Here is a 20342-nt window from a genome sequence, read left to right on the forward strand (position 1 = left end):
TGTTAACAGGGAAGGGAGATTACTCCCCCTTCTCCTGGAAAGACCGTTAATCACTCAATTATTGAGCTGACGACTCCGGCGCCAACTGTCCTGCCACCCTCACGAATTGCAAATCTCAAGCCCTTTTCAATCGCAACGGGGTAGATAAGCTGAATAGTCATTTCAACGTTATCGCCAGGAATAACCATTTCGACACCCTCGGGGAGATCCGCGATTTCTCCAGTAACGTCTGCTGTCTTAATAAAGAACTGAGGCCTGTAACCCTTTGTAAACGGAGAATGGCGACCTCCCTCTTCCTTCTTCAGAACATAGACGTTTGCAGTAAATTTCCTGTGAGGTGTTATTGATCCAGGTTTTGCAAGTACCTGCCCTCTCTTGACTTCTTCCTTTGCCACACCTCTCAGAAGTGCCCCGATATTGTCGCCGGCCTGCCCCTCATCAAGGAGTTTTCTGAACATTTCGACACCGGTACATACTGTCTTCTTAGTCTCATAGGAAAGTCCAATTATCTCAACTTCATCGCCTACATGAACAGCTCCGCGCTCGATTCTTCCTGTAACTACCGTTCCTCTTCCTGTAATGGTGAAGATATCCTCCACTGGCATTAGGAATGGCTTGTCAGTTTCTCTGACAGGATCCGGGAAGTAATCGTCGCAGGCATTCATCAGCTCGTATATGCTCTCTGTCCATTCATTTGGACTATCTGCTTCAAGTGCCTTCAGCGCAGAGCCCTTGATAACTGGAAGCTCGTCGCCAGGGAACTCATAGGAAGAAAGAAGCTCTCTTACTTCTTCCTCGACCAGTTCGACCAATTCTTCATCGTCGACTGCGTCGACCTTGTTTATGTATACCACCATTGCGGGAACGTTGACCTGTCTCGCAAGGAGAACGTGCTCTCTTGTCTGAGGCATAACACCGTCAGTAGCAGCGACAACAAGAATAGCCCCGTCCATCTGAGCGGCTCCGGTGATCATGTTCTTGATATAGTCAGCGTGACCTGGACAGTCGATGTGGGCGTAATGCCTTTTGTCAGTCTGGTACTCGATATGAGCAACGTTGATTGTGATTCCTCTTGCTTTTTCCTCCGGCGCCTTGTCAATTAAGTCAAACGGGGAGAAGTCAGCAAGACCCTTGAATCCCAGACTCTTTGTAATTGCCGCAGTAAGAGTAGTCTTACCGTGGTCAATGTGTCCAATCGTACCGATGTTAAGATGTGGTTTTGAACGTTCAAATTTTTCCTTAGCCATGGTTTCCCTCCTCCAAATACTTTTTTGGGATCTCTATCTTCCAAGAATCTTATCTGCAATTTTCACTGGAACTTCCGAATAGTGGGAGAACTGAATAATGTGGATTGCTCTTCCCTGCGAGAGAGATCTGCAAACTGTCGCATAACCGAAAAGCTCGGAAAGAGGAACGTGAGCCTTTATAATCTTGAGACCAGCCCTGGTCTCGAAACCCTCAATCTTAGCTCGTCTGGAATTCAGATCAGCAATCAAGTCTCCCATATATTCTTCAGGTGTGTTAATCTCTACAGCCATTATCGGTTCAAGCAAAGAAGGACTCGCTTTGCGTACAGCTTCTTTGAAGGCCATTGATCCAGCTATGCTGAAAGCAATCTCCGAAGAATCCACTTCATGGTACGAACCGTCAAGCAAAGAAACTCTCACGTTGACCATTGGGTAACCAGCAAGATAACCAGAATCCATCGCCTCTCTCACACCACGCTCCACAGGCTTGATAAATTCTCTTGGAATCGTTCCGCCGACAGTCTTGTCCTCGAAAACAAAGTTTGAGCTCATGTCTGTAATAGGCTCTACACTAAGAACCACGTGTCCGTACTGTCCCTTCCCGCCTGTTTGCCGAATGTACCTTGCTTCGCCAGTGGCTTTGGTTCTTATCGTCTCTCGATATGCTACCTGAGGATTTCCAACCCTGAGTCCAACATTGAACTCCCTTTTTATCCTCTCAACGATAACTTCTAGATGGAGTTCTCCCATACCTGACAAAATAGTCTCCCCGGTCTCACTGTCAACGAAACTCTTGAGGGAAGGGTCCTCCTCAACGAGAGCGACAAGAGCCTTTGTCAGTTTTGAAGCATCATCCTTTGTTTGGGGTTCTACGGCAATCGAGATTACTGGCTCTGGAAACTCGATTTTTTCCAGAATTATTTTTTCATCGCCAGAAACCACTGTCTCGCCCGTCATTGAATTCTTCAAACCCACTACCGCAACAATATCTCCTGCACGAATATAGTCGACTTCTTCTCTCTTGTCGGCATGCATGAAGAGCAATCTCGAAATTCTTTCTTTGATATTCTTATTTGTGTTGAATACGTACGACCCCTTTTCGAGGGAACCCGAATAGACCCTTAAAAAAGTCAGCTTTCCCACAAAAGGGTCGACGATAATTTTGAAAGCCATCGCAACAAAGGGACCGTTTTCATCTGGGTGAACCTCTACGTCTTTTCCGCTATCTAGAACCTCACCAAGCACAGGCGGCAAGTCTTTTGGGGACGGAAGGTAATCAATAATCGCATTGAGAAGAGGTTGGATTCCCTTGTTCTTAAAAGCCGAACCACAGAGAACAGGAGTAACCTGCCCTGAAAGGGTAGCCTTTCTTATGGCCGCTTTCATCCTTTCAACGGGAAGTTCTTCGCCCTCTATATACAATTCCATGAGCTCTTCATCGAACTCGGCTACATGTGTAACCAGGTCTTCACGAGCTTCATCTACCTGACTTAACATGTTTTCAGGTATCGGAGAAGTACTGAACTCCGTCCCCTCCTGATTAATCCACTTGAAAGCCTTCATTTCTACAAGATCAATAACGCCTTCAAAGCTTGACTCAGATCCGATTGGAAGCTGGATTGCAACAGGGTTTGCTTTCAGTTTGCTAACCATGGTGCCAATGGCGCTCTCAAAATCCGCGCCGATCTTATCCATTTTGTTCATGAAGGCAATCCTTGGCACATGATATTTGTCTGCCTGTCTCCAAACTGTCTCCGACTGAGGCTCAACACCGGCCTGGGCATCGAACACCGCAACCGCGCCGTCAAGAACCCTTAAAGATCTTTCAACCTCAACCGTGAAGTCAACGTGCCCGGGTGTATCAATAATATTGATACGATGATCCTTCCAGAATGCCGTAGTTGCAGCAGAAGTGATAGTGATACCTCTTTCCTTTTCCTGGTCCATCCAGTCCATTGTTGCCGTTCCTTCGTCAACGCTTCCGAGCTTGTAATTCTTTCCTGTATAGAAAAGAATCCGCTCGGTAGTAGTAGTCTTCCCGGCATCTATATGGGCCATTATTCCTATGTTACGAGTCTTGTCTAAGGTTGTGGCTCTTTCTTTCACTATCTTTCCTCCCGCTGAAACTTCTTTACCATCTGAAATGAGCGTATGCCTTTCCGGCCTCCGCCATTCTGTGTACGTCTTCTCTCTTCTTTACTGCGTTGCCCTGACCATTATAAGCATCTATTAGTTCAAGAGCAAGCTTTTCCCTAAGAGGTTTTCCTGACTTTGCTCTGGCAGATGTGACAATCCATCTTATCGCAAGAGCTACGGCTCTTCTTTCAGGAACCTCAAAAGGTATCTGATAAGTCGCCCCTCCAACTCTTCTTGGTCTCACTTCCAGTAGAGGCTTAACATTACCCAAAGCCTTCTTGAAAGCTTCCATAGGAGGTTGCTTAGTTCTTTCAGAAAGAACTTCAAGCGCTCCATAAACGGTAGCTTCTGCCTTGCTCTTCTTTCCGCCTATCATTATCTTGTTTATTAGTCTGGTGACTACTGTGTCGTTGTATATTGGATCGAGTACCACTTCTCTTTTCTCAGACTGACGTCTTCTCATCTAGGACTGCCTCCTTATTTCTTCGGCCTCTTGGCGCCATAACGACTTCTCGACTGCTTCCTGTTTGCTACTCCTTCGGCATCTAAAGTGCCTCTTACAATCTTGTATCTTACGCCAGGAAGGTCTTTCACTCTTCCACCTCTTACAAGAACAACGGAATGCTCCTGAAGATTGTGTCCTTCACCAGGAATGTAGGCCGTGACTTCTGTCCCGTTTGAGAGACGCACCCTTGCAATCTTTCTCAAGGCTGAGTTGGGTTTCTTGGGTGTCATTGTAGAAACCCTTACGCAAACACCGCGCTTCTGTGGATTATTTTCAAGCGCCGGAGAAGCAGATTTCTGTTTCAACTGTTTTCTTCCGTGTCTTATCAATTGATTTATCGTGGGCATCTGGTTGCGATTCGCCTCCTTCTAAGCATTTTGCCGAAAGCAATTGTACAATGCGGCGGTGGTACTGTCAATTGAAGCCTGCTGAACGGGATGTATCAGATGGTAATCGTTACAGAAGAGTTACCTTTCGTTTCAAAGATTCTCCAACCAAATTGAAGAAGGCAAGTTCCGGGGTCGTCCGCCCTTTCTTGATTGAATCGTCGAGTTCTTGAAGAATAACAAGAAATACCCTGAGTTCCTCAGAAGTGAATTTCAGACTTAGGTCTTCCCTATCCTCTTTTGTATTTGAAAAACTATACCCAACAAGCCTGGCAACCCTGGCACTGCTAATACTGGTGTAAGTGGACATCTCTTTTATCTCGGACCACGAAACACTGGCGGAATCTCTTCTAATTTCAATTATACTCCCCAAATCCAAAACAATCTTGAGAAGAACCGACGAAAAGTAGGTGAATGGAATCATCGATTTTCTTGCTGAACTTAGAAAATCCTTATCATTGTTCAAGAAGCTGTACGCCAGTGATTCAACTTCGATATCAGTATCAATGTCAACGAACTCTTCAACGGTCCTAGCGTCAATATCTCTGGAAAGGATCGAAAGCTTTTCCAGTTCTCTTAGAATCCTGTATTCCTTTTTTCCAATTCTCTCTATCAGCTTCGCGGCAGCCTCTCTAGAAATCTTGATCTTCGCCAATCCTGCAATCTTCATAACATGAGAACTCCACTTTTCCTCTTCCCAGGGCCTGGGAAGATCTAAGCTGACCCTCTGAACTTGGATTTTTGAACTCAGTTTTCCTTCAACATACAAATCGATATTCTTGTCTATCGCAGGAATTATTGTCTCAACTGACGATCGCTCTTCCCTTTTCCATTTATCGAATCCTGAAAGCCTAATTGGTTTTGTTCCAAACATTCCGGCAGTTGATAAGGCCATTTTAAGTCTTGCTTCTTTTTCAGGCATATCTTCAGTCAAGCAAATATATTCGCTCGTTCTCTCACGTATGAAGAAATCTTTTAGTACATCACTATCTCCCGTTATCTCATAAATCATTGTTCAGCGCTCCTAACCAGACCTCTATCCTTTCCAGTAGAGGTTGGCCCACTTCTGGACACTGGTTGATGACTTCGCCTGACCCATGAACAACGATTTTGTCTATTCCATAGATTTCGGCAACTTCCTTCACATCAAGCAACGAGTATCCGCCCAAATCAGGCATTTTCCAGCTATAGACCCCCTCATAGACTTCCTTCTCAACGCCAATTCCATAGAGATTTCTCACCACCGAAGCGAACATCGGCGCAGCCACAAATCCTCCATAGTAGGCTCCAGCTTTTGGAGTGTCTATCATAATATACATTGTATATGTTGGATTCTCGACAGGAAAGAAACCAAAGAACAGAGAAAAGTAAGTCTCTTCGTTATATCCACCAGGTCCAGCTTTTTGCGCTGTACCAGTTTTTCCGGCAATTCTCACTCCGTCGACTTTGGCCATTGTTCCAGTTCCTTCAATAACAACACTTTCCATAATTGGGAGCATGGTGGAGACAAGCTGTGACGAAAAAAGTGTTCCATCTACCTTCTTCGGAATATTCACGAGACCATCATTGCTCCTGATGGCTTTAATAAAAGTGGGGGTCAAGAACTGTCCGCCTGCAGGAAATACATTTAAAGCCTTCACCATTTGGAATATATTTACTCCGAGCCCCTGACCGATTGGAAACTGATAAGGAGAAATTAGAGACCAATCTTTGGCCTTTGGCAAGATACCGGGAGTCTCCCCGGGAAGATCAACACCGGACAACCTTCCAAAACCGATATTATTGAGTTGTCTGTACATCTCTTCTTTGCCAAGAGTGTTGAGTATTTGACCTCCAACCTGAACAGTAGCTACGTTGCATGAATTTATGATAGCCTCTCTGAACGTCTGAATCCCGTGCCGCTCTCCTTCGGTGTCACGAATAATTATGTCAAGCCCTGGCACTGGCTGAATTCTTCCATCACAATTGAAAGTCATCGTTTCAGTTATTGATCCACTTTGGAGGGCCAAAGAGTAGATAAGAGGTTTAATCGTAGAACCTGGCTCAAATATTCCCATAAGACCTACATCCCATTCGTAGGTTCCGGCATATGCAAGAATCTTTCCCGTTTTGCTTTCCACGAGAAGGGCAACACCACCATCTGCCATATTTTTCTCAACGGTTGAATGTAGTTCTTCATAGAGCATCTTCTGAATATCTATGTCAATTGAGAGATAAATGTCACTTCCATTTGTCGGCTCTTCCCTCACTGTACTTGTGAGGGTTCTTCTTATAAGACCATCCTCTTTACCAGACAACTCTTTAGTATAGCTCAGTTCAATTCCATTCAGTGGAACTCCACCTTTATCGAGTTTTCCTAGTATTCGATCAAGTCCGTATTCACTGAAGCTCAATCTTTCTCTTTGCATCTCCAGGGAAATATATCGCTTCGTGATAGGTGTGATCTTACGCTGCATTTCATCATTAGTCGGTGTCGTTCCAAGAAGAAGGAAGTTCTTCGTACTTTGAAGATTCTCGAGCAATATATCATAGGGTATTCCGTAGGAAAGTTCAATATTTCTCAGCACTCTCTCTATTTGATCAGAAGAAGTTGCCAATCTTAGATAGCCCAGATCGAGCCATGCCTCGTAGATTATTGAATCGCTGGCAAGAAGTCTGCCTTTCGAATCATATATAGATCCTCTCAGCGCCGGGATCTTATTTACACCCAAAACCACCGGAAGATCGGGCTCAGTGAACAGCGATATATATCCCGCTCTCACAGCGAAGACGCCTACACAAAGTATCAGGAGCACATACAATAGCGTAACTCTGCTAGCTAGCTTCTTAATTTGTGATCCACCTCGACAAAGTTCTACTTTTCTGCTCTCACTCCAACTATAGTCTGCAGATACGAGATTTCTCTTGAGACATCTTCAAGTCTAGATTTCATGACCGTTATGCTTTGTTCTCTTCTAGAAGCTAACTCCGTGATTTTGTCAACCTCGTTGCCGAAATAAAATGGGAGAGCAATTGAAACTGCCAATGAAAGAAAAATAACGAGTACTTGCAGAAACCCAAATAAACCCCACACATCGCTGTTTGTTAAGACTTTGTCGCCTTGACGAACCAGCGACTTCCGCTTCGCTGTTATGACTTGCACGAGATGTTCCTCCCTTCAAATCCGCTCCGCTGCCCTCAATCTTGCGCTTCTTGCTCTTAGATTGAGTTCTACTTCTTCTTCCGACGGCCGTAAAGGTTTCTTCGTTAGTATCTTCAACTCAGAATTCGATTTCTCCCTGAACACTCTCTTCGCTATGCCGTCTTCCAAAGAATGAAAAGAAATAATAACGATCCTACCGCCTTGCTTCAGAAAACCGGGAATTCTCTTCAATGTACTGTCGATGTTTTCAAGTTCATGATTAACTTCAATTCTGATTGCTTGAAAAGTCCTTGTTGCGAAATGTCTCTTTCGTTTGTACCTTTCGGCTGGAGGTATAGCTGCTTTCACTGCATCCTGCAAATCTTTCGTCGTGAGCAAAGGCCTTCTTGAAACAATGCTTCTAGCTATTCTTCTGGCGAATCTCCTTTCATCTCCGTACTCAAACAAGATTCTTGCGAGTTCGCTTTCATTATAGCCATTTACAACTTCTGCCGCCGTAGATTTCAAAGAAAGGTTCATACGCATATCGAGCGGTTCGTCCAGTTCGTACGAAAAACCTCTTCCTTTAGACTTCAACTGAAAAGTGGAAAGTCCCACGTCTAGCAGAAAACCATCAACCTTATCAATACCAGCCTGCCTCAGCACAATTTCGAAATCGACATAAGAGAGATTGAACAATCTGTAATTTCCCCGGTAATCTTCGAGATTCTGCTCCGCTATATCCAGAACCTCACGGTCTACATCTAGTCCAATTACTTCTGCTCGACCGTTAGTGGCCTCAAGAATGGCTTTCATGTGACCACCCTCACCAGCGGTACAATCAACGTAAGTCCCATTGACGCGTCCACCAAGCAAATATAGGAGCGCTTCGTGAACCATGACGCTCCTGTGGTGTTCGTCATATTGCCTGGACATCTAATTCACTCCGCTCGAAGAGATAATAACATTTTTCTACAGTCAAAGTCAAACTCATCTCATTATTCATTCCAAAGATTTTTCGATTGAAGAGAAGAAAAGCAACTCCTTCTCTATGAACTCGTCTATCTCGCCATTCATGACAGATTGGATATCTCCTGTCTCAGCGTCAGTTCGATGATCCTTGACCATTGTGTACGGCTGAAAGACATAAGACCTGATTTGATTGCCCCATGAAATGTCCTTCTGATCACCCATCAATCTCAGTTTCTCATTGCGCTTCTTATCGATCTCTATTTCAAAGAGCTTTGCATACAGCATCTTCATTGCATTCGCCTTGTTCTGATGTTGAGATCTTTCTGTTTGGCATGCAACAACTATGCCGCTAGGGAGATGGGTAATTCTGACTGCAGAGTCAGTCTTGTTGACATGCTGTCCACCAGCACCTCCAGATCTGTAAGTATCGATTTTCAGATCTTCAGGTTTGATCTCAATCTCAGGTACTTCGTCCATTTCCGGAAACACACTGATCGAAGCAAATGATGTGTGTCGCCTGTGATTTGCATCAAACGGGGAGATCCGCACCAATCTGTGAACACCGGCTTCAAATTTAAGTTTTCCATACGCATATTGGCCAGAAAAATTCAGAGTCACGCTCTTGATTCCTGCTTCGTCCCCAGGCAATTCGTCAACGATTGTGATCTTGAATCTGTTTGCCTCCGCCCATCTCATGTACATTCTCATCAGCATTGCCGCCCAGTCCTGAGACTCGGTCCCTCCGGCACCAGGGTGAATTGACATGAAACAGTTGTTATTATCGTATTCTCCGCTTAGAAGGATCGTTAGCTCAAATTCCCTGACCTTCTTTTCTGCCGATCTTACAAGCTCTTCAACATGCTTGATGTAACTCTCGTCTTCTCCCGACAGCTCCACTGCAATATCTATACTTTCAAACTCCTCTTCCACATCCCTCAGAAGACCAAGGGTCCCCCGGAGAGATTGTGCCTCTATTCCAAGCTTAGAAGCCTCTCTTTGGTCACTCCATATTGAGGGATCACTCATCTTCTTTTCGATATCCTTCAGCTTCTCGTCTATCTTTTCGAGATCAAGAGTCTCTCTTATCGAATCAAACTTCTCTCTCAACTCCTGAATTCTCAAATTCGTTTCATAACTAATCAAATTACACCTCCGGACTAGCGTTTCACCTTGAACCTTTTTGTGCCCTTCTTTTTACCGCCAACATCACCCTTCTTATCTCCTCCGGCTCCACTGAAATCAGAGTGTACGGCTTGAAGACTTCTGAATTCCTTGTCCGCGTTTTGCTTGGCCTTATCACTATCAACTTTGACTATTCTTACGATAGCACTTGCAATATCGTCGTAAAGGGAATCAGTCAACTGTTGAAAGAGCATGAAAGACTCTTTCTTGAATTCTATCACAGGATCTTTCTGACCGTAAGCTCTGAGCCCCACGGAGTCCTTGAGATGATCAATAGCTTCTAGATGTCTTCTCCATCTCTCATCAATCATTCTTAACATAATGTACTTCATTACCTGAGGGAACTCATCTCCGAATGAAGTTTTCTTCTCTTCATATATCTCCCGCAGCACTGATAAGGCATTGTTTCTAAGTTCTTCAACGTTGTTAAGGCCCTGGAGCCGCCCGATGTCTCCCGCTGGCAAGAAACCAAAGGAAACCTTGATTTCTTCAAAAGGAGGAAGCTGCTCAAGCCCGGACAATCTTCGATCAACAACATCTTCAATTATCTCAAAAACGTTGGTATCGATTTCTTCGCCTTTAAGTACCCAGTCTCGATGAGCATAGATTGCACTTCTTTGCTGATCAATAACTGAGTCCAGTTCATAGAGACGCTTTCTGATCTCGAAGTGCATTCCTTCAATCTTCTTCTGAGCAGAAGAAATAATCCTGCTAAGAAGTGAGTGCTCGATTGGCTGACCTCTTTCGATCTTGAGAGTATTCATAATTGACTGCATCCTTTCTCCACCGAAAAGCCTTATGAGATCATCTTCGGTAGAAAGAAAGAATCTTGACTCTCCCGGATCACCCTGCCTGCCAGATCTTCCCACGAGCTGATTGTCTATTCTCCTGCTTTCATGTCTTTCGGTACCCAGGACGTAAAGTCCGCCAAGCTCTACGACACCATCTCCAAGCTTGATGTCTGTTCCTCTTCCAGCCATGTTAGTCGCGATTGTAATGGTCTTTCTCTCTCCTGCTTTTGCAACAATTTCGGCTTCTCTCTCATGGTACTTCGCATTCAGAACTTCGTGGGGAACTCCCCTTTTCTGGAGCATTTTGCTCAAAAGCTCGCTCTTCTCAATTGAAGTCGTTCCCACAAGCACAGGTTGTCCCTTTTCATAACGTCCGGCAATTTCATTGATTATTGCTTCATTCTTCTCTTCTTTGGTCTTGTATATTGAGTCTTCCTTGTCTTGCCGAATTACATTCTTGTTCGTTGGTATTACCGCAACTGGCGTGTTATACATTGAAATGAACTCCGACTCTTCGGTCGCGGCCGTTCCCGTCATTCCCGCCACCTTGCCATATTGCTTGAAGTAATTCTGAAAGGTAATCGTTGCAAAAGTAACAGATTCCTGTCTTATCTGTACGTTTTCCTTAGCCTCTATTGCCTGGTGGAGTCCTTCAGAATACCTCCTTCCAGGCAATAGTCTGCCGGTAAACTCATCAACAATGACTACTTCTCCTTCCTGAGTAACCAAATAGTCAACCTCTTTCTTGTAGAGGATCATAGCTTTCAAAGCATTCAGAAGGTGAAAAATATAGTCATAATTACTTGGATCATAAAGATTGTCAATTTGTAGAAGCTTTTCAGCCTTTGCTATGCCCTCATCCGTAAGCGTCACCGTTCTGTCTTTCTCATCAACAACAAAGTCTTTTTCCGACTGAAAACGTTTTGCAAAAAAGGCAAACTGCCTGTACAGATTTGAAGAGTCTTGAGCCGGACCAGATATGATCAACGGCGTTCTGGCTTCATCGATCAATATTGAATCCGCTTCATCCACAATAACGAAATTATGTCCACGTTGAACCTTATTCTCAAGAGAATATACGAGATTATCCCTAAGGTAATCAAATCCAAATTCGTTGGCCGTTCCGTATGTAATATCACAGCTATAAGCATCTTTTCTAAGCGACGGTTCCATGGCCGCCTGAATGAACCCTGCCCGTAATCCAAGGTATTCATACACAGGGCCCATCCAGCCAGCATCTCTCTTTGCAAGGTAGTCGTTCACGGTTGCCAGATGACAGCCCTTGCCCGAAAGGGCATTCAGATACAAAGGCATTGTTGCCACCAATGTTTTCCCTTCCCCGGTTTTCATCTCAGCAATCTTGCCCTCGTTAAGAGCAAGCGCTCCCATCAACTGCACATCGAAGGGCCTCATGCCTACTGCCCTTTTGGCGGCCTCTCTTGCCAGGGCAAATGCTTCGGGAAGAATTGAATCAAGAGATTCACCTTCTGAGACCCGAGCTCTGAACTCTTCTGTCTTCTTTGCAAAGTCATTTATTCCGAATTTTCCAATACCTTGCTCATAGTCGTTAATAGCTTCAACTACTCTTGCGTACTTTTTTAAGAGCATTCTGTTCTTGTCGAATATTTTTGAAAGAATTCCCATTGAATCACCTCAATAAAAGCGCAGCGCATGAATCATGTTGCCGTTATCCACAAAGGTCTGCTGATAGAAGAGAGCACTATCCACCGAGACCCCCATTAGAGATTTGAACACCTTCTTCATGTCGATGAAGGCCTGCGCAAGATCCTTCTTCAGACCGAGTTCTCTTACAAAATCGTAGCTGATATTGTTACTGAGACTCTCGGCATCTGAGAGTAACCTGTAGTATTCATCGGGCGCGAGCGAGGTGAGTACAGTTGTCTCACCCGAAAATATGAAATAGATGGTGTCAAAATCATTTTCAAGCTCGTAGATCCGGCTCCCCTTATGTGTTGATTGAACTGCTCCCCACTCTTTAAGTGGAGCTTCAAGTCCGTTGGTATCGGAACTCTTGTTTGTGAAGACTGCTGTTACTCTGGGAGTTTCTGATACCAGATCTCCATATATCCTGGTATTTCCAATGCTTTCTTTCGACAGAAGCACAACGAAATCTGCCAGCTCTTTATACGGCTCAAGATCTAGCTCAAACCAGTGAGCAAGCTCCTTTCTTAGAGTCTCGACCGATGACGAGGGAAAGAAGACCGTGTAGTCACCAAAGGTCTCCTTTGAAGCTTCCAATGTCTTTGCGTCCGATAAGGATAGCATCTTCTGAAGATCGTCATTGTTAAGAAAGAGTGTATCCTGAACAATTGTCGCAGTTAACGTATGGCCTTCAGGTCGCGCAAAGACCACCGTACTCTCAATAGAAAAAGTCGACTCCAGTCCCAGGTCAAGCTGAAAACGATCACCATCAATGTAACCGGCAAGAGTGTAGTCGTAACTCATTTCAGCAACTTCTCTGCCCCTGCCGTTTGATTCTAGCAATCTTTGTACTTCACCAGAATAAGTCTTTGTAGCCAGTGTGACTGCTTCCTTGTTTCCACCAATAATCAGATAGTCATCAGCGGTATGATAGAAAAGAGTTCCAGTACTGCTCCTCAACTCATTCACACTTTCTCCAGGCTGGACGAATATTGCCATATCAAGAAGCGCTGCGACCGCTTTCAAAAGCTGGAAAGAGCTGTTTGTTCTCCAAGCCATGAAGACTCGGTTCCTAGTAAGCTTGAGTTTCTCAAGCAAATAGAAGGGATCGAACATAAGCAAATCGTTAAGCGAAAGATCTATCCCTTCGCCAACAAGAAGAATGTCGTTATTCAGCGCATCTTTAAGGAAACTTGTATCAACTTCTGCATTGTAACCAGCGGCATCAATTATTCCATAGAAGGCTCTTTCAGCCCCAAATCCACTATCGCCCAGATATGCGCCGAAAAAATTCGTGTTGTCCCTGAGCACTTCCATTGCTGACCTCAATCCGCGTAGGATAAGAAAATAGCCAACATCTTCAGGAACGAAATCAAAAATTTCCTGAGCCATCACTCCGGAAAAGAGAGTAAGTACTAGAAAAAGAATGACTAAGAATTTCAAGCTTTCCCGAATCAACCCTTAGCTGAAACGGGGTTTTCCCTCCCTTCAACCAAATAACTCCTGATCCCGATCAAAAAAACCGAAGGCCTCCTCTACCAATCGTTCGAAGTCGAACTCAACTGATCTCTCTTCCGCAACCGAATAAAGAAGGTACTCAATATTACCTTTCTTACCTCGGATTGGTGAGAATGTCAATCCGATAGGAAACAGGTCATTTGTCCGAAATACACTTACAAACCTATCCAAGATTTCAATATGAAGATTCTTGGAATTCACCAGTCCCTTCTTGACCACGCCCGGACCTGCTTCGAATTGGGGCTTGACAAGCACCACTGCTTCCCCGTCGTCCTCTAAGAAACTTCTCAGAAGACCGGCGACTGTCGCCGTTGATATGAAAGAAAGGTCGGCGGTAATGAAATCCGCTTTCCCACCGGCGCGTTCAAGAGTCAATCCTCTAATATCAGTAGATTCCAGAGAGACAACTCGACCATCGTCTTTTATGCGGTGATTTATCTGATCTCTGCCAACATCTACGCAAAGTACTCTCGCTGCACCTTTCTCAAGCATCAATTGCGCAAACCCACCAGTCGAGGCGCCGACGTCTATTACTCTCTTTCCCTCAATATTTATCTCGAAAATGTCGATAGCTTTTCTCAGTTTGTAGTATCCCCGACCAACCGGCATTATGGAATCTATTACGGATATCTCACTATTAGAACCTACCTTGCGGCTGGGCTTAACAACAATCATACCATCTATAGATACTTTTCCACTCCTGATCAAAGCTGCTGCTTTTGTTCTACTTTCAGACAGTCCAAGATCAAGTAACAGTTCATCGAGTCTAAGTCTCGAATTCATCAAACACCACTTTGTAGAAGACAAGTCCTTGTGGCGGGGCAGTCCCCGGAAGACTAGATCTGTCACGAGTGGAAAGGAATTCCGCTACTGATTCTTCAGAGACGCCTCCCGTACCTACTTTTACAAGGGTCCCGACAATATTTCTAACCATTCTCTTAAGAAAGGAAATTCCCTCTATCCTGATGAGAATCAAGTGAGGTGAGACTTTGATTATTCTAACGGCTGAAACAGTTCTGACCGGATTTCTATCGTCCTTACCAGTTCTGAAAGCAGCAAAATCATGCTCCCCCAGCAGATGATCTCCTGCTCTTCTCATTGATGCAATGTCTAGTAAATACGGAAACCACCACACAAACCTTCTTCTGAAGATATCGGGCTCACTTGAATTCAGAATATAGTAGTGGTAGATTCTCTTTCTTGCCGCAAATCTGGGACTGAAGTTTTCCGCAACTTCATGTACTCTCCTCACATATACGTCAGACGGAAGGTTTGCGTTCAGAGCATCTTTCATAGTGGAGGCGCTCAGTCGATCTAGATTCGAATCAAATGCAATTACCTGTCCGTACCCATGAACACCTGTATCCGTACGCCCGGCGCCCTGGCTAGAGATACTGAACTTATGAATCCTTTCAAGAGCTTCCTCGAAGACGCCTTGAACCGTTCGCATATCAGGCTGATTCTGGAAGCCGAAAAAATCGGTTCCATCGTATGAGACTACAGCAGCGAATCTCTTCATGATTACTTAGAAGCTGTTAAATCTAGCATTTCAGTATAGAGATACACCATAGAAGAGAGATCCTTCCCCATTCTTGGCAAATCACCGTTGTAGACAGTCCAAAGAACCCTTCCAACTATGGTCTCCACATACTTGATCAGTGAGTTCTCAAGTTCATTCTTCTCACTATCGCTTATTTGCAGTTGTTCGACTTTCCCGGCAAGCCAGGATGAGAAGCGCCGATCGTTGAATCTTAACGCCCCCTGCTCATAATCTTTCAACATCTTGTACACTTCTTCAGTAGTCTCCCGAACAGAAAGACTCTTCGATATAACCTCAAGAGTCGTTGGATCGAAGTACCCTTCGAGAGCTTCCGGAACTTCGAGTTCGTATTTGAAGTATAGAAGATTCGCATCGCTATGTTTTCTTTCAAAGGAGATCTTCCTTCTCATAGAACTCTCAAGGCCAAATGCGCTGAGGCAGTTCCAGTACTTATGCTCGAGCAACTCGCTGGAGTGCTCGACAGACCAGGTGGTCATGAAACCTGTCTTCGTTCTGTGATCAAAAGTCGCTCTCTTCGGAGTAAGAAATTCATCTTCCCGATAAAGTATGTGTGCATACTTATAATTCATACGCCCTCAATCCCTTCAACCAGTTCGCTAAGTTCTTCTATTCTCTTTCTCGCTTCATTTTCGTTATTGCCTCTGGCCATGAGATAGAATTTCATTTTTGGCTCTGTTCCAGAAGGCCTGACAATTATCTTTGAATCATCTTGCATTTCTATGGAAATCACGTCTGCTGCAGGTAAATTTCCGGACTCTTCTAAGTAATCTCTGAACTCAATAATCCTTTCTTTTCCTAGCTTCAAGGATCTTCTGCTTCTCAGTTTCTTCATTATTGACTCAATTCTCTCTTTGCCTTCAATTCCTACATAATCTTTGTTTACAAGAGCTTCAAGATAGTGACCATGCTCTTCATGAATCTCTTCGAGATAGTCAACCATCGTCCTTCCAGTACGTTTTAGAAAACCCCCAATTGTACAGGCCAAAGCCGCAGCGCTTACGGCGTCCTTATCCCTTGCGTGTCTTCCAAAAAGCGAGCCGTAGCTCTCTTCAAAACCGAAAAGATAGCTACCTTTTCCCTCAACTTCCGACTTTTCAATGATCTCACCAATAAACTTGAAACCCGTAAGAGTCTCCTTCACTTCCACGTTGTATTTAGCGGCGATTCTCTTGACAAGATCGGTAGATACAATTGTCTTGACAATGAATGGATCACTTGGAAGAGATTCCTTCAACCTTTCAAGAATGAACGCAGTCATTATTACACCCGTCTGATTCCCGTTAAGAGCTGTGTAGGCTCCTTCATGCTTCACCATTATTCCCAACCTGTCACAGTCCGGATCGGTCGCAATCAAAAGGTCAGCTTCTGCTTCTTCTGCAACACTTAAAGCCATAGAAAAGGCATTCAAGTCCTCGGGATTAGGACTCTTCACAGTGGGAAAGTTGCCATCCGGGAGTGCTTGCTCCTCCACTCGCTTAACCTTGTGACCGAGATCTGAAAGGGTTTTATAGACGGGATAATTTCCACTCCCATGGAGAGGAGTATAAACAACACTAAGTCCATCGTAGTCGGAGCATAGCCCCAGAACATTCTTCTTCACAGTCTCGATGAATCCTTCCAGCAAAGAATTCGGGATTTTTTCAATCAACGTTCTGTCGGGATCATAGTTCTCAAAGTAGTCCGACTTCTCAACTTTCTCAATTATCTCTTCCGCGTACCTGGGAACTGCCTGAGTACCGTCAGAAGTGTAGACCTTGTAGCCGTTGTATTGAGGTGGGTTATGGCTTGCCGTTATCACAACACCGCCGCTGGCTTTCAGCTCTCTCACGGCGAAACTCAGAACGGGAACCGGCATAGGCTCAATGAACAAGTGAACCTTGATACCCATGGAAGAGAGAACCTCGGCAGCAACCTCTGCGAAATGAGCTGATTTGCGTCTAGTATCAAAAGCAATAACGACAGATGAGTTGCTGAATCTCTCAGATATCCAACGTCCGAAACCTAAAGTGGCTCTCCTGACGGTGAAAGTATTCATCCGGTTTGTTCCAGCGCCGAGTACTCCGCGCATTCCGCCAGTTCCAAATTCCAGATCCAGCGCGAAACTCTCCCTCACCTCACTCGGAGAGAATCTCCTTAGCTCCTCTTTCATTTCTTCAGTTGAGTTTTCAAGCCATCTCTTGTACTCTTCGTTAATTGCTAGATCATCTCTTAGCACTCTACCACCTTCCAACAGCTTTCAAATGGTTGACCTTTCCGTTTTCTAGAACCTCAATAACATCCAGCCTTGCCTCACTAAATACAGGTTTTTCGGTAAGTATGTACCTTTGAGCGGCAAGCTCCAGCCTCCTGAGTTTTTTTTCATCTACCCTGTACCTTGGTAGACTGAAAGAGCTTCCTCCCTTGACTTCAACAAAGACCAACATCTTGCCTCTGAGAGCCACAATATCGATTTCCCCGAATCTGTACGAAACGTTCCTGGCCTTAACCTTGTATCCTGACTTTTCCAAGTATTTGCAGGCAAGTTCTTCGTATCTTCTGCCGAAATCGTTGCTCATTTATCTTCTTTGTATATCCTGGGCACCTTAAGATAGCTTCCTTCCCGCTCTGGGAAGAGATCTCTTAAGAGCTTTGAATTTTCAAACCCGACAAAGTTGTCCTCTCTGGGTTCAAGACTCTTCTCCACAGGTGAGACCATCTCTTCTTCATCGAAATCAACCTGATCCAGGAGCGTCATATATTGCAGTATTTCCTCAATATCCTTCTTCAATCCTATTCGTTCTTCCTCTTTTAGTTCGAGCTTTGCAAGACCTTCCAGATGCTTTAGCAGCTCATCACTTACTTTCGTCTCCATTTCATTCCTCCTCAATGCTTACCTCACGAAGATACATGGCCGCATGTTCGGGTGGCATTGGATTTATATAGAAACCAGAGCCCCACTCAAATCCAGCAACCCTGGTAAGCCTTGGCACAATCTCCAGATGCCAGTGATAGTGATCCGACTGCTCAATACCTTTTATTCCGGTATGTAGCATAAAGTTGTAGGGAGGATTGTCTAGGGCCTTATGGATTCTCAACAACATATTTTTGAGAATCACAGAGAAACTATCGATTTGAGAGGCCGATATTTCTCCAAAATTACAGCTGTGAACCTTCGGAAGTATCCATGTTTCGAAGGGAAATCTTGCTGCAAAGGGTTCAAATGCAATGAAATCGCTGTTCTCCTCGACAACTCTCGTCCCTTCCAGCCCCTCTTGATTCACCATGTCACAATAAACGCATCTCTCTCTGAAACGATAGTATTCAGCCGATCCAGCAATCTCCTCAGCAACCCTCTTCGGTACTATTGGAGTTGCGATAAGCTGACTGTGGGAATGCACAAGTGAGGCTCCCGCTTCTCTCCCATGATTCTTGAATATTAAGATGTACTTTATTCTGATGTCTTTCTCGAGTACCTGGTGGCGTTCCTTGTAAGCCCAGATAACCTCTTTGATCTGCTCGTAAGATAGAGTTGCCATGGAAGCATTATGATCAGGTGTTTCAATAATCACTTCATGGGTCCCAAACCCCTTGATCACATCATACATCCCATGACCAAACCTCTCCGGCTCGACACTGGAATCCAGCGCAGGAAATTTGTTCTGAACCACTCTGACCCACCACCCGGGGCTGTCTTTCGCAGTATCTGCTGGTCTGAAAGCCATTACTTCTGGTGGAGTTGTGTGTTCATTTCCGTAGTCAAATGGGCAAAAGGCGGATTCGACTTTTTCCTTTGCATTAATAAAATCATGTGGGCGCCTCGCTCTTTCAGTCGCAATAATAACCCATCTCTTGATTATTGGATCTTTTCTGAGTTCAGGCATTGCCTTTGACCTCCAAAGTTTGCTCATATAAGGAAAGATAGTTCTTGGCCGACGCTTCCCAAGAGAAATCTTCTTTCATTGCGTTACGGACGACCTCTCGCCAAAAATCGTCGTGATTGTAGACTTCAAGCGCCTTTTTCAGAGCCTCAAGCAGGCTTTCGCCACTGTAATCAACAAAACCGAATCCATTACCGTGGTCTGAAAGGCCATACTCTTTCACAGTATCCGCCAGTCCACCTGTGTACCTAACAACTGGAACAGTTCCGTATCTCATTGCAAACATCTGACCTAAGCCACAGGGCTCATATCTGGATGGCATCAGGAAAAAATCTGCACCCGAATAGATCTTTTGCGCAAGATCAAGATCAAAAGCAAGTTTGACAGCAACTTTGTCGGGATAATTCTCATGAAGATCTTTGAACATCTTCTCGTACTTCTTCTCTCCTGTTCCAAGAACAATTAACTGCATAGGAAGTCTTACTAACTCTCCCCGAATCTCCTCAATGAGATCAAGTCCCTTCTGGTCAACTAAACGGGAAATCAATCCAAAAAGTGGCGCTCTATTCTTTGGAAGACCTACCAGCACCTGCAAATTCGATTTATTTATTTCCTTCTTTTCGATACTGTCGAGACTGTAGTTTACCCACAACCGAGGATCCCTTTCGGGATCGTACTCGAAGTAATCGATTCCGTTTAGAATCCCTACTAGATCTTTCTTTCTTCTCGAAAGGACCTCTTCCAGACCCGCTCCGTATTCTTCCGTCTGAATTTCATTGGCATATGTGGGGGATACCGTACTTAGTTTGTCAGAATATTCCAGACCAGCCCTCATGAAGTTGATGTCGCTCCCTTCTGTGATGTCATTTAGGTAACGACTCTCAATACCGGAGAGCTGAAGATATTCTCTGCAATAAGTACCCTGGTAAGCAAGATTGTGTATAGAGAAGACTGTTTTGCACTTTGCATTTGCCTGTTTCAAATATACAGCCATCAAGCCTGTATGCCAGTCGTTCAGATGGACTATATCATAACCGTTATCAGCAGCAAAACCCGCCGCGGCATCGGAAAAACTCATGGCCTGAAGTCCTAGATCGGATGCTCCATAGACTTCATCGGAATCCATGAGCTCTTCATTGCCAAGGAGAAATACATCAACGCTACCAAGCGGGCGTGATTTCTTGTAGAGTTCAAAAGAGATTTCTCTCTCCATGAACCTTGTTTTCAGAATTGATCCGGTCTTTGAGGTTACATACTTGTCCACAGACTTGTGAAATGGCATTAATATATCGATTTCAACCCCGAGATCTTTAAGATACTTTGGCAAAGCTCCAGCAACATCTGCCAGACCTCCGACTTTTGCAAGTGGATAAACCTCGTAAGAGACAAAAAGCACTTTCATTC

Annotated in this window: 19 protein-coding genes; all 19 read right to left on the reverse strand. The window is 44.5% G+C overall.

The features are described from left to right. Window positions 1-50: 50 nt before the first annotated feature. The gene (tuf, locus tag ENN47_04285) at window positions 51-1247 is read right to left on the reverse strand and encodes an elongation factor Tu (GenBank protein ID HDP77400.1); all 1197 of its coding nucleotides are present in this window, start codon (window positions 1245-1247) and stop codon (window positions 51-53) included. Between the two features lie 33 nt (window positions 1248-1280). After that, complete coding sequence (gene fusA, locus ENN47_04290; protein ID HDP77401.1) at window positions 1281-3353, reverse strand: elongation factor G; 2073 nt, start codon at window positions 3351-3353, stop codon at window positions 1281-1283. A gap of 25 nt (window positions 3354-3378) precedes the next feature. Beyond that, the gene (locus tag ENN47_04295; protein ID HDP77402.1) at window positions 3379-3846 is read right to left on the reverse strand and encodes a 30S ribosomal protein S7; all 468 of its coding nucleotides are present in this window, start codon (window positions 3844-3846) and stop codon (window positions 3379-3381) included. A gap of 14 nt (window positions 3847-3860) precedes the next feature. Further along, complete coding sequence (locus ENN47_04300) at window positions 3861-4235, reverse strand: 30S ribosomal protein S12 (GenBank protein HDP77403.1); 375 nt, start codon at window positions 4233-4235, stop codon at window positions 3861-3863. A gap of 109 nt (window positions 4236-4344) precedes the next feature. Beyond that, a complete protein-coding gene (locus ENN47_04305) occupies window positions 4345-5286 on the reverse strand; it encodes a DNA polymerase III subunit delta (protein ID HDP77404.1) in 942 nt (313 codons plus the stop codon). Further along, window positions 5276-7036, reverse strand: a complete 1761-nt coding sequence (locus ENN47_04310) for a peptidoglycan glycosyltransferase (protein ID HDP77405.1) — start codon at window positions 7034-7036, stop codon at window positions 5276-5278. Before ENN47_04310 ends, ENN47_04305 begins: the two co-directional genes overlap by 11 nt. A gap of 92 nt (window positions 7037-7128) precedes the next feature. Then, window positions 7129-7416, reverse strand: a complete 288-nt coding sequence (locus ENN47_04315) for a hypothetical protein (GenBank protein HDP77406.1) — start codon at window positions 7414-7416, stop codon at window positions 7129-7131. Between the two features lie 15 nt (window positions 7417-7431). Next, a complete protein-coding gene (gene rsmH / locus ENN47_04320; protein HDP77407.1) occupies window positions 7432-8331 on the reverse strand; it encodes a 16S rRNA (cytosine(1402)-N(4))-methyltransferase RsmH in 900 nt (299 codons plus the stop codon). Window positions 8332-8397: 66 nt separating this feature from the next. Then, window positions 8398-9510, reverse strand: coding sequence for a peptide chain release factor 2 (locus ENN47_04325; protein HDP77408.1), 1113 nt, complete (start codon window positions 9508-9510; stop codon window positions 8398-8400). Window positions 9511-9524: 14 nt separating this feature from the next. Continuing rightward, the gene (gene secA, locus ENN47_04330; GenBank protein ID HDP77409.1) at window positions 9525-11984 is read right to left on the reverse strand and encodes a preprotein translocase subunit SecA; all 2460 of its coding nucleotides are present in this window, start codon (window positions 11982-11984) and stop codon (window positions 9525-9527) included. 9 nt (window positions 11985-11993) lie between these two features. Beyond that, window positions 11994-13445 (reverse strand): hypothetical protein, encoded by a 1452-nt coding sequence (locus ENN47_04335; GenBank protein ID HDP77410.1) that lies wholly within the window; start codon window positions 13443-13445, stop codon window positions 11994-11996. Window positions 13446-13490: 45 nt separating this feature from the next. Then, window positions 13491-14303 (reverse strand): TlyA family RNA methyltransferase, encoded by an 813-nt coding sequence (locus ENN47_04340; GenBank protein ID HDP77411.1) that lies wholly within the window; start codon window positions 14301-14303, stop codon window positions 13491-13493. Continuing rightward, window positions 14287-15039, reverse strand: a complete 753-nt coding sequence (gene truA, locus ENN47_04345) for a tRNA pseudouridine(38-40) synthase TruA (GenBank protein HDP77412.1) — start codon at window positions 15037-15039, stop codon at window positions 14287-14289. Before truA ends, ENN47_04340 begins: the two co-directional genes overlap by 17 nt. Before the next feature lie 2 nt (window positions 15040-15041). Further along, window positions 15042-15650, reverse strand: coding sequence for a hypothetical protein (locus ENN47_04350; GenBank protein HDP77413.1), 609 nt, complete (start codon window positions 15648-15650; stop codon window positions 15042-15044). Next, a complete protein-coding gene (locus ENN47_04355) occupies window positions 15647-17296 on the reverse strand; it encodes a phospho-sugar mutase (protein ID HDP77414.1) in 1650 nt (549 codons plus the stop codon). The genes ENN47_04350 and ENN47_04355 overlap by 4 nt, the downstream gene beginning before the upstream one ends. A 1-nt stretch (window position 17297) precedes the next feature. Beyond that, window positions 17298-17636, reverse strand: coding sequence for a YraN family protein (locus ENN47_04360; protein HDP77415.1), 339 nt, complete (start codon window positions 17634-17636; stop codon window positions 17298-17300). Continuing rightward, complete coding sequence (gatC, locus tag ENN47_04365) at window positions 17633-17932, reverse strand: Asp-tRNA(Asn)/Glu-tRNA(Gln) amidotransferase subunit GatC (GenBank protein ID HDP77416.1); 300 nt, start codon at window positions 17930-17932, stop codon at window positions 17633-17635. Before gatC ends, ENN47_04360 begins: the two co-directional genes overlap by 4 nt. A 1-nt stretch (window position 17933) precedes the next feature. Continuing rightward, window positions 17934-18941: a galactose-1-phosphate uridylyltransferase gene (gene galT / locus ENN47_04370; GenBank protein ID HDP77417.1), complete on the reverse strand. Its 1008-nt coding sequence runs from the start codon at window positions 18939-18941 to the stop codon at window positions 17934-17936. Beyond that, window positions 18934-20340 carry a glycogen synthase gene (locus tag ENN47_04375; protein HDP77418.1) on the reverse strand — a complete coding sequence of 469 codons (1407 nt, stop codon included), beginning with the start codon at window positions 20338-20340 and terminating at the stop codon, window positions 18934-18936. Before ENN47_04375 ends, galT begins: the two co-directional genes overlap by 8 nt. Window positions 20341-20342 lie beyond the last annotated feature (2 nt).

The organism is Mesotoga infera, assembly GCA_011045915.1.
GTDB classification, from domain to species: domain Bacteria; phylum Thermotogota; class Thermotogae; order Petrotogales; family Kosmotogaceae; genus Mesotoga; species Mesotoga infera_D.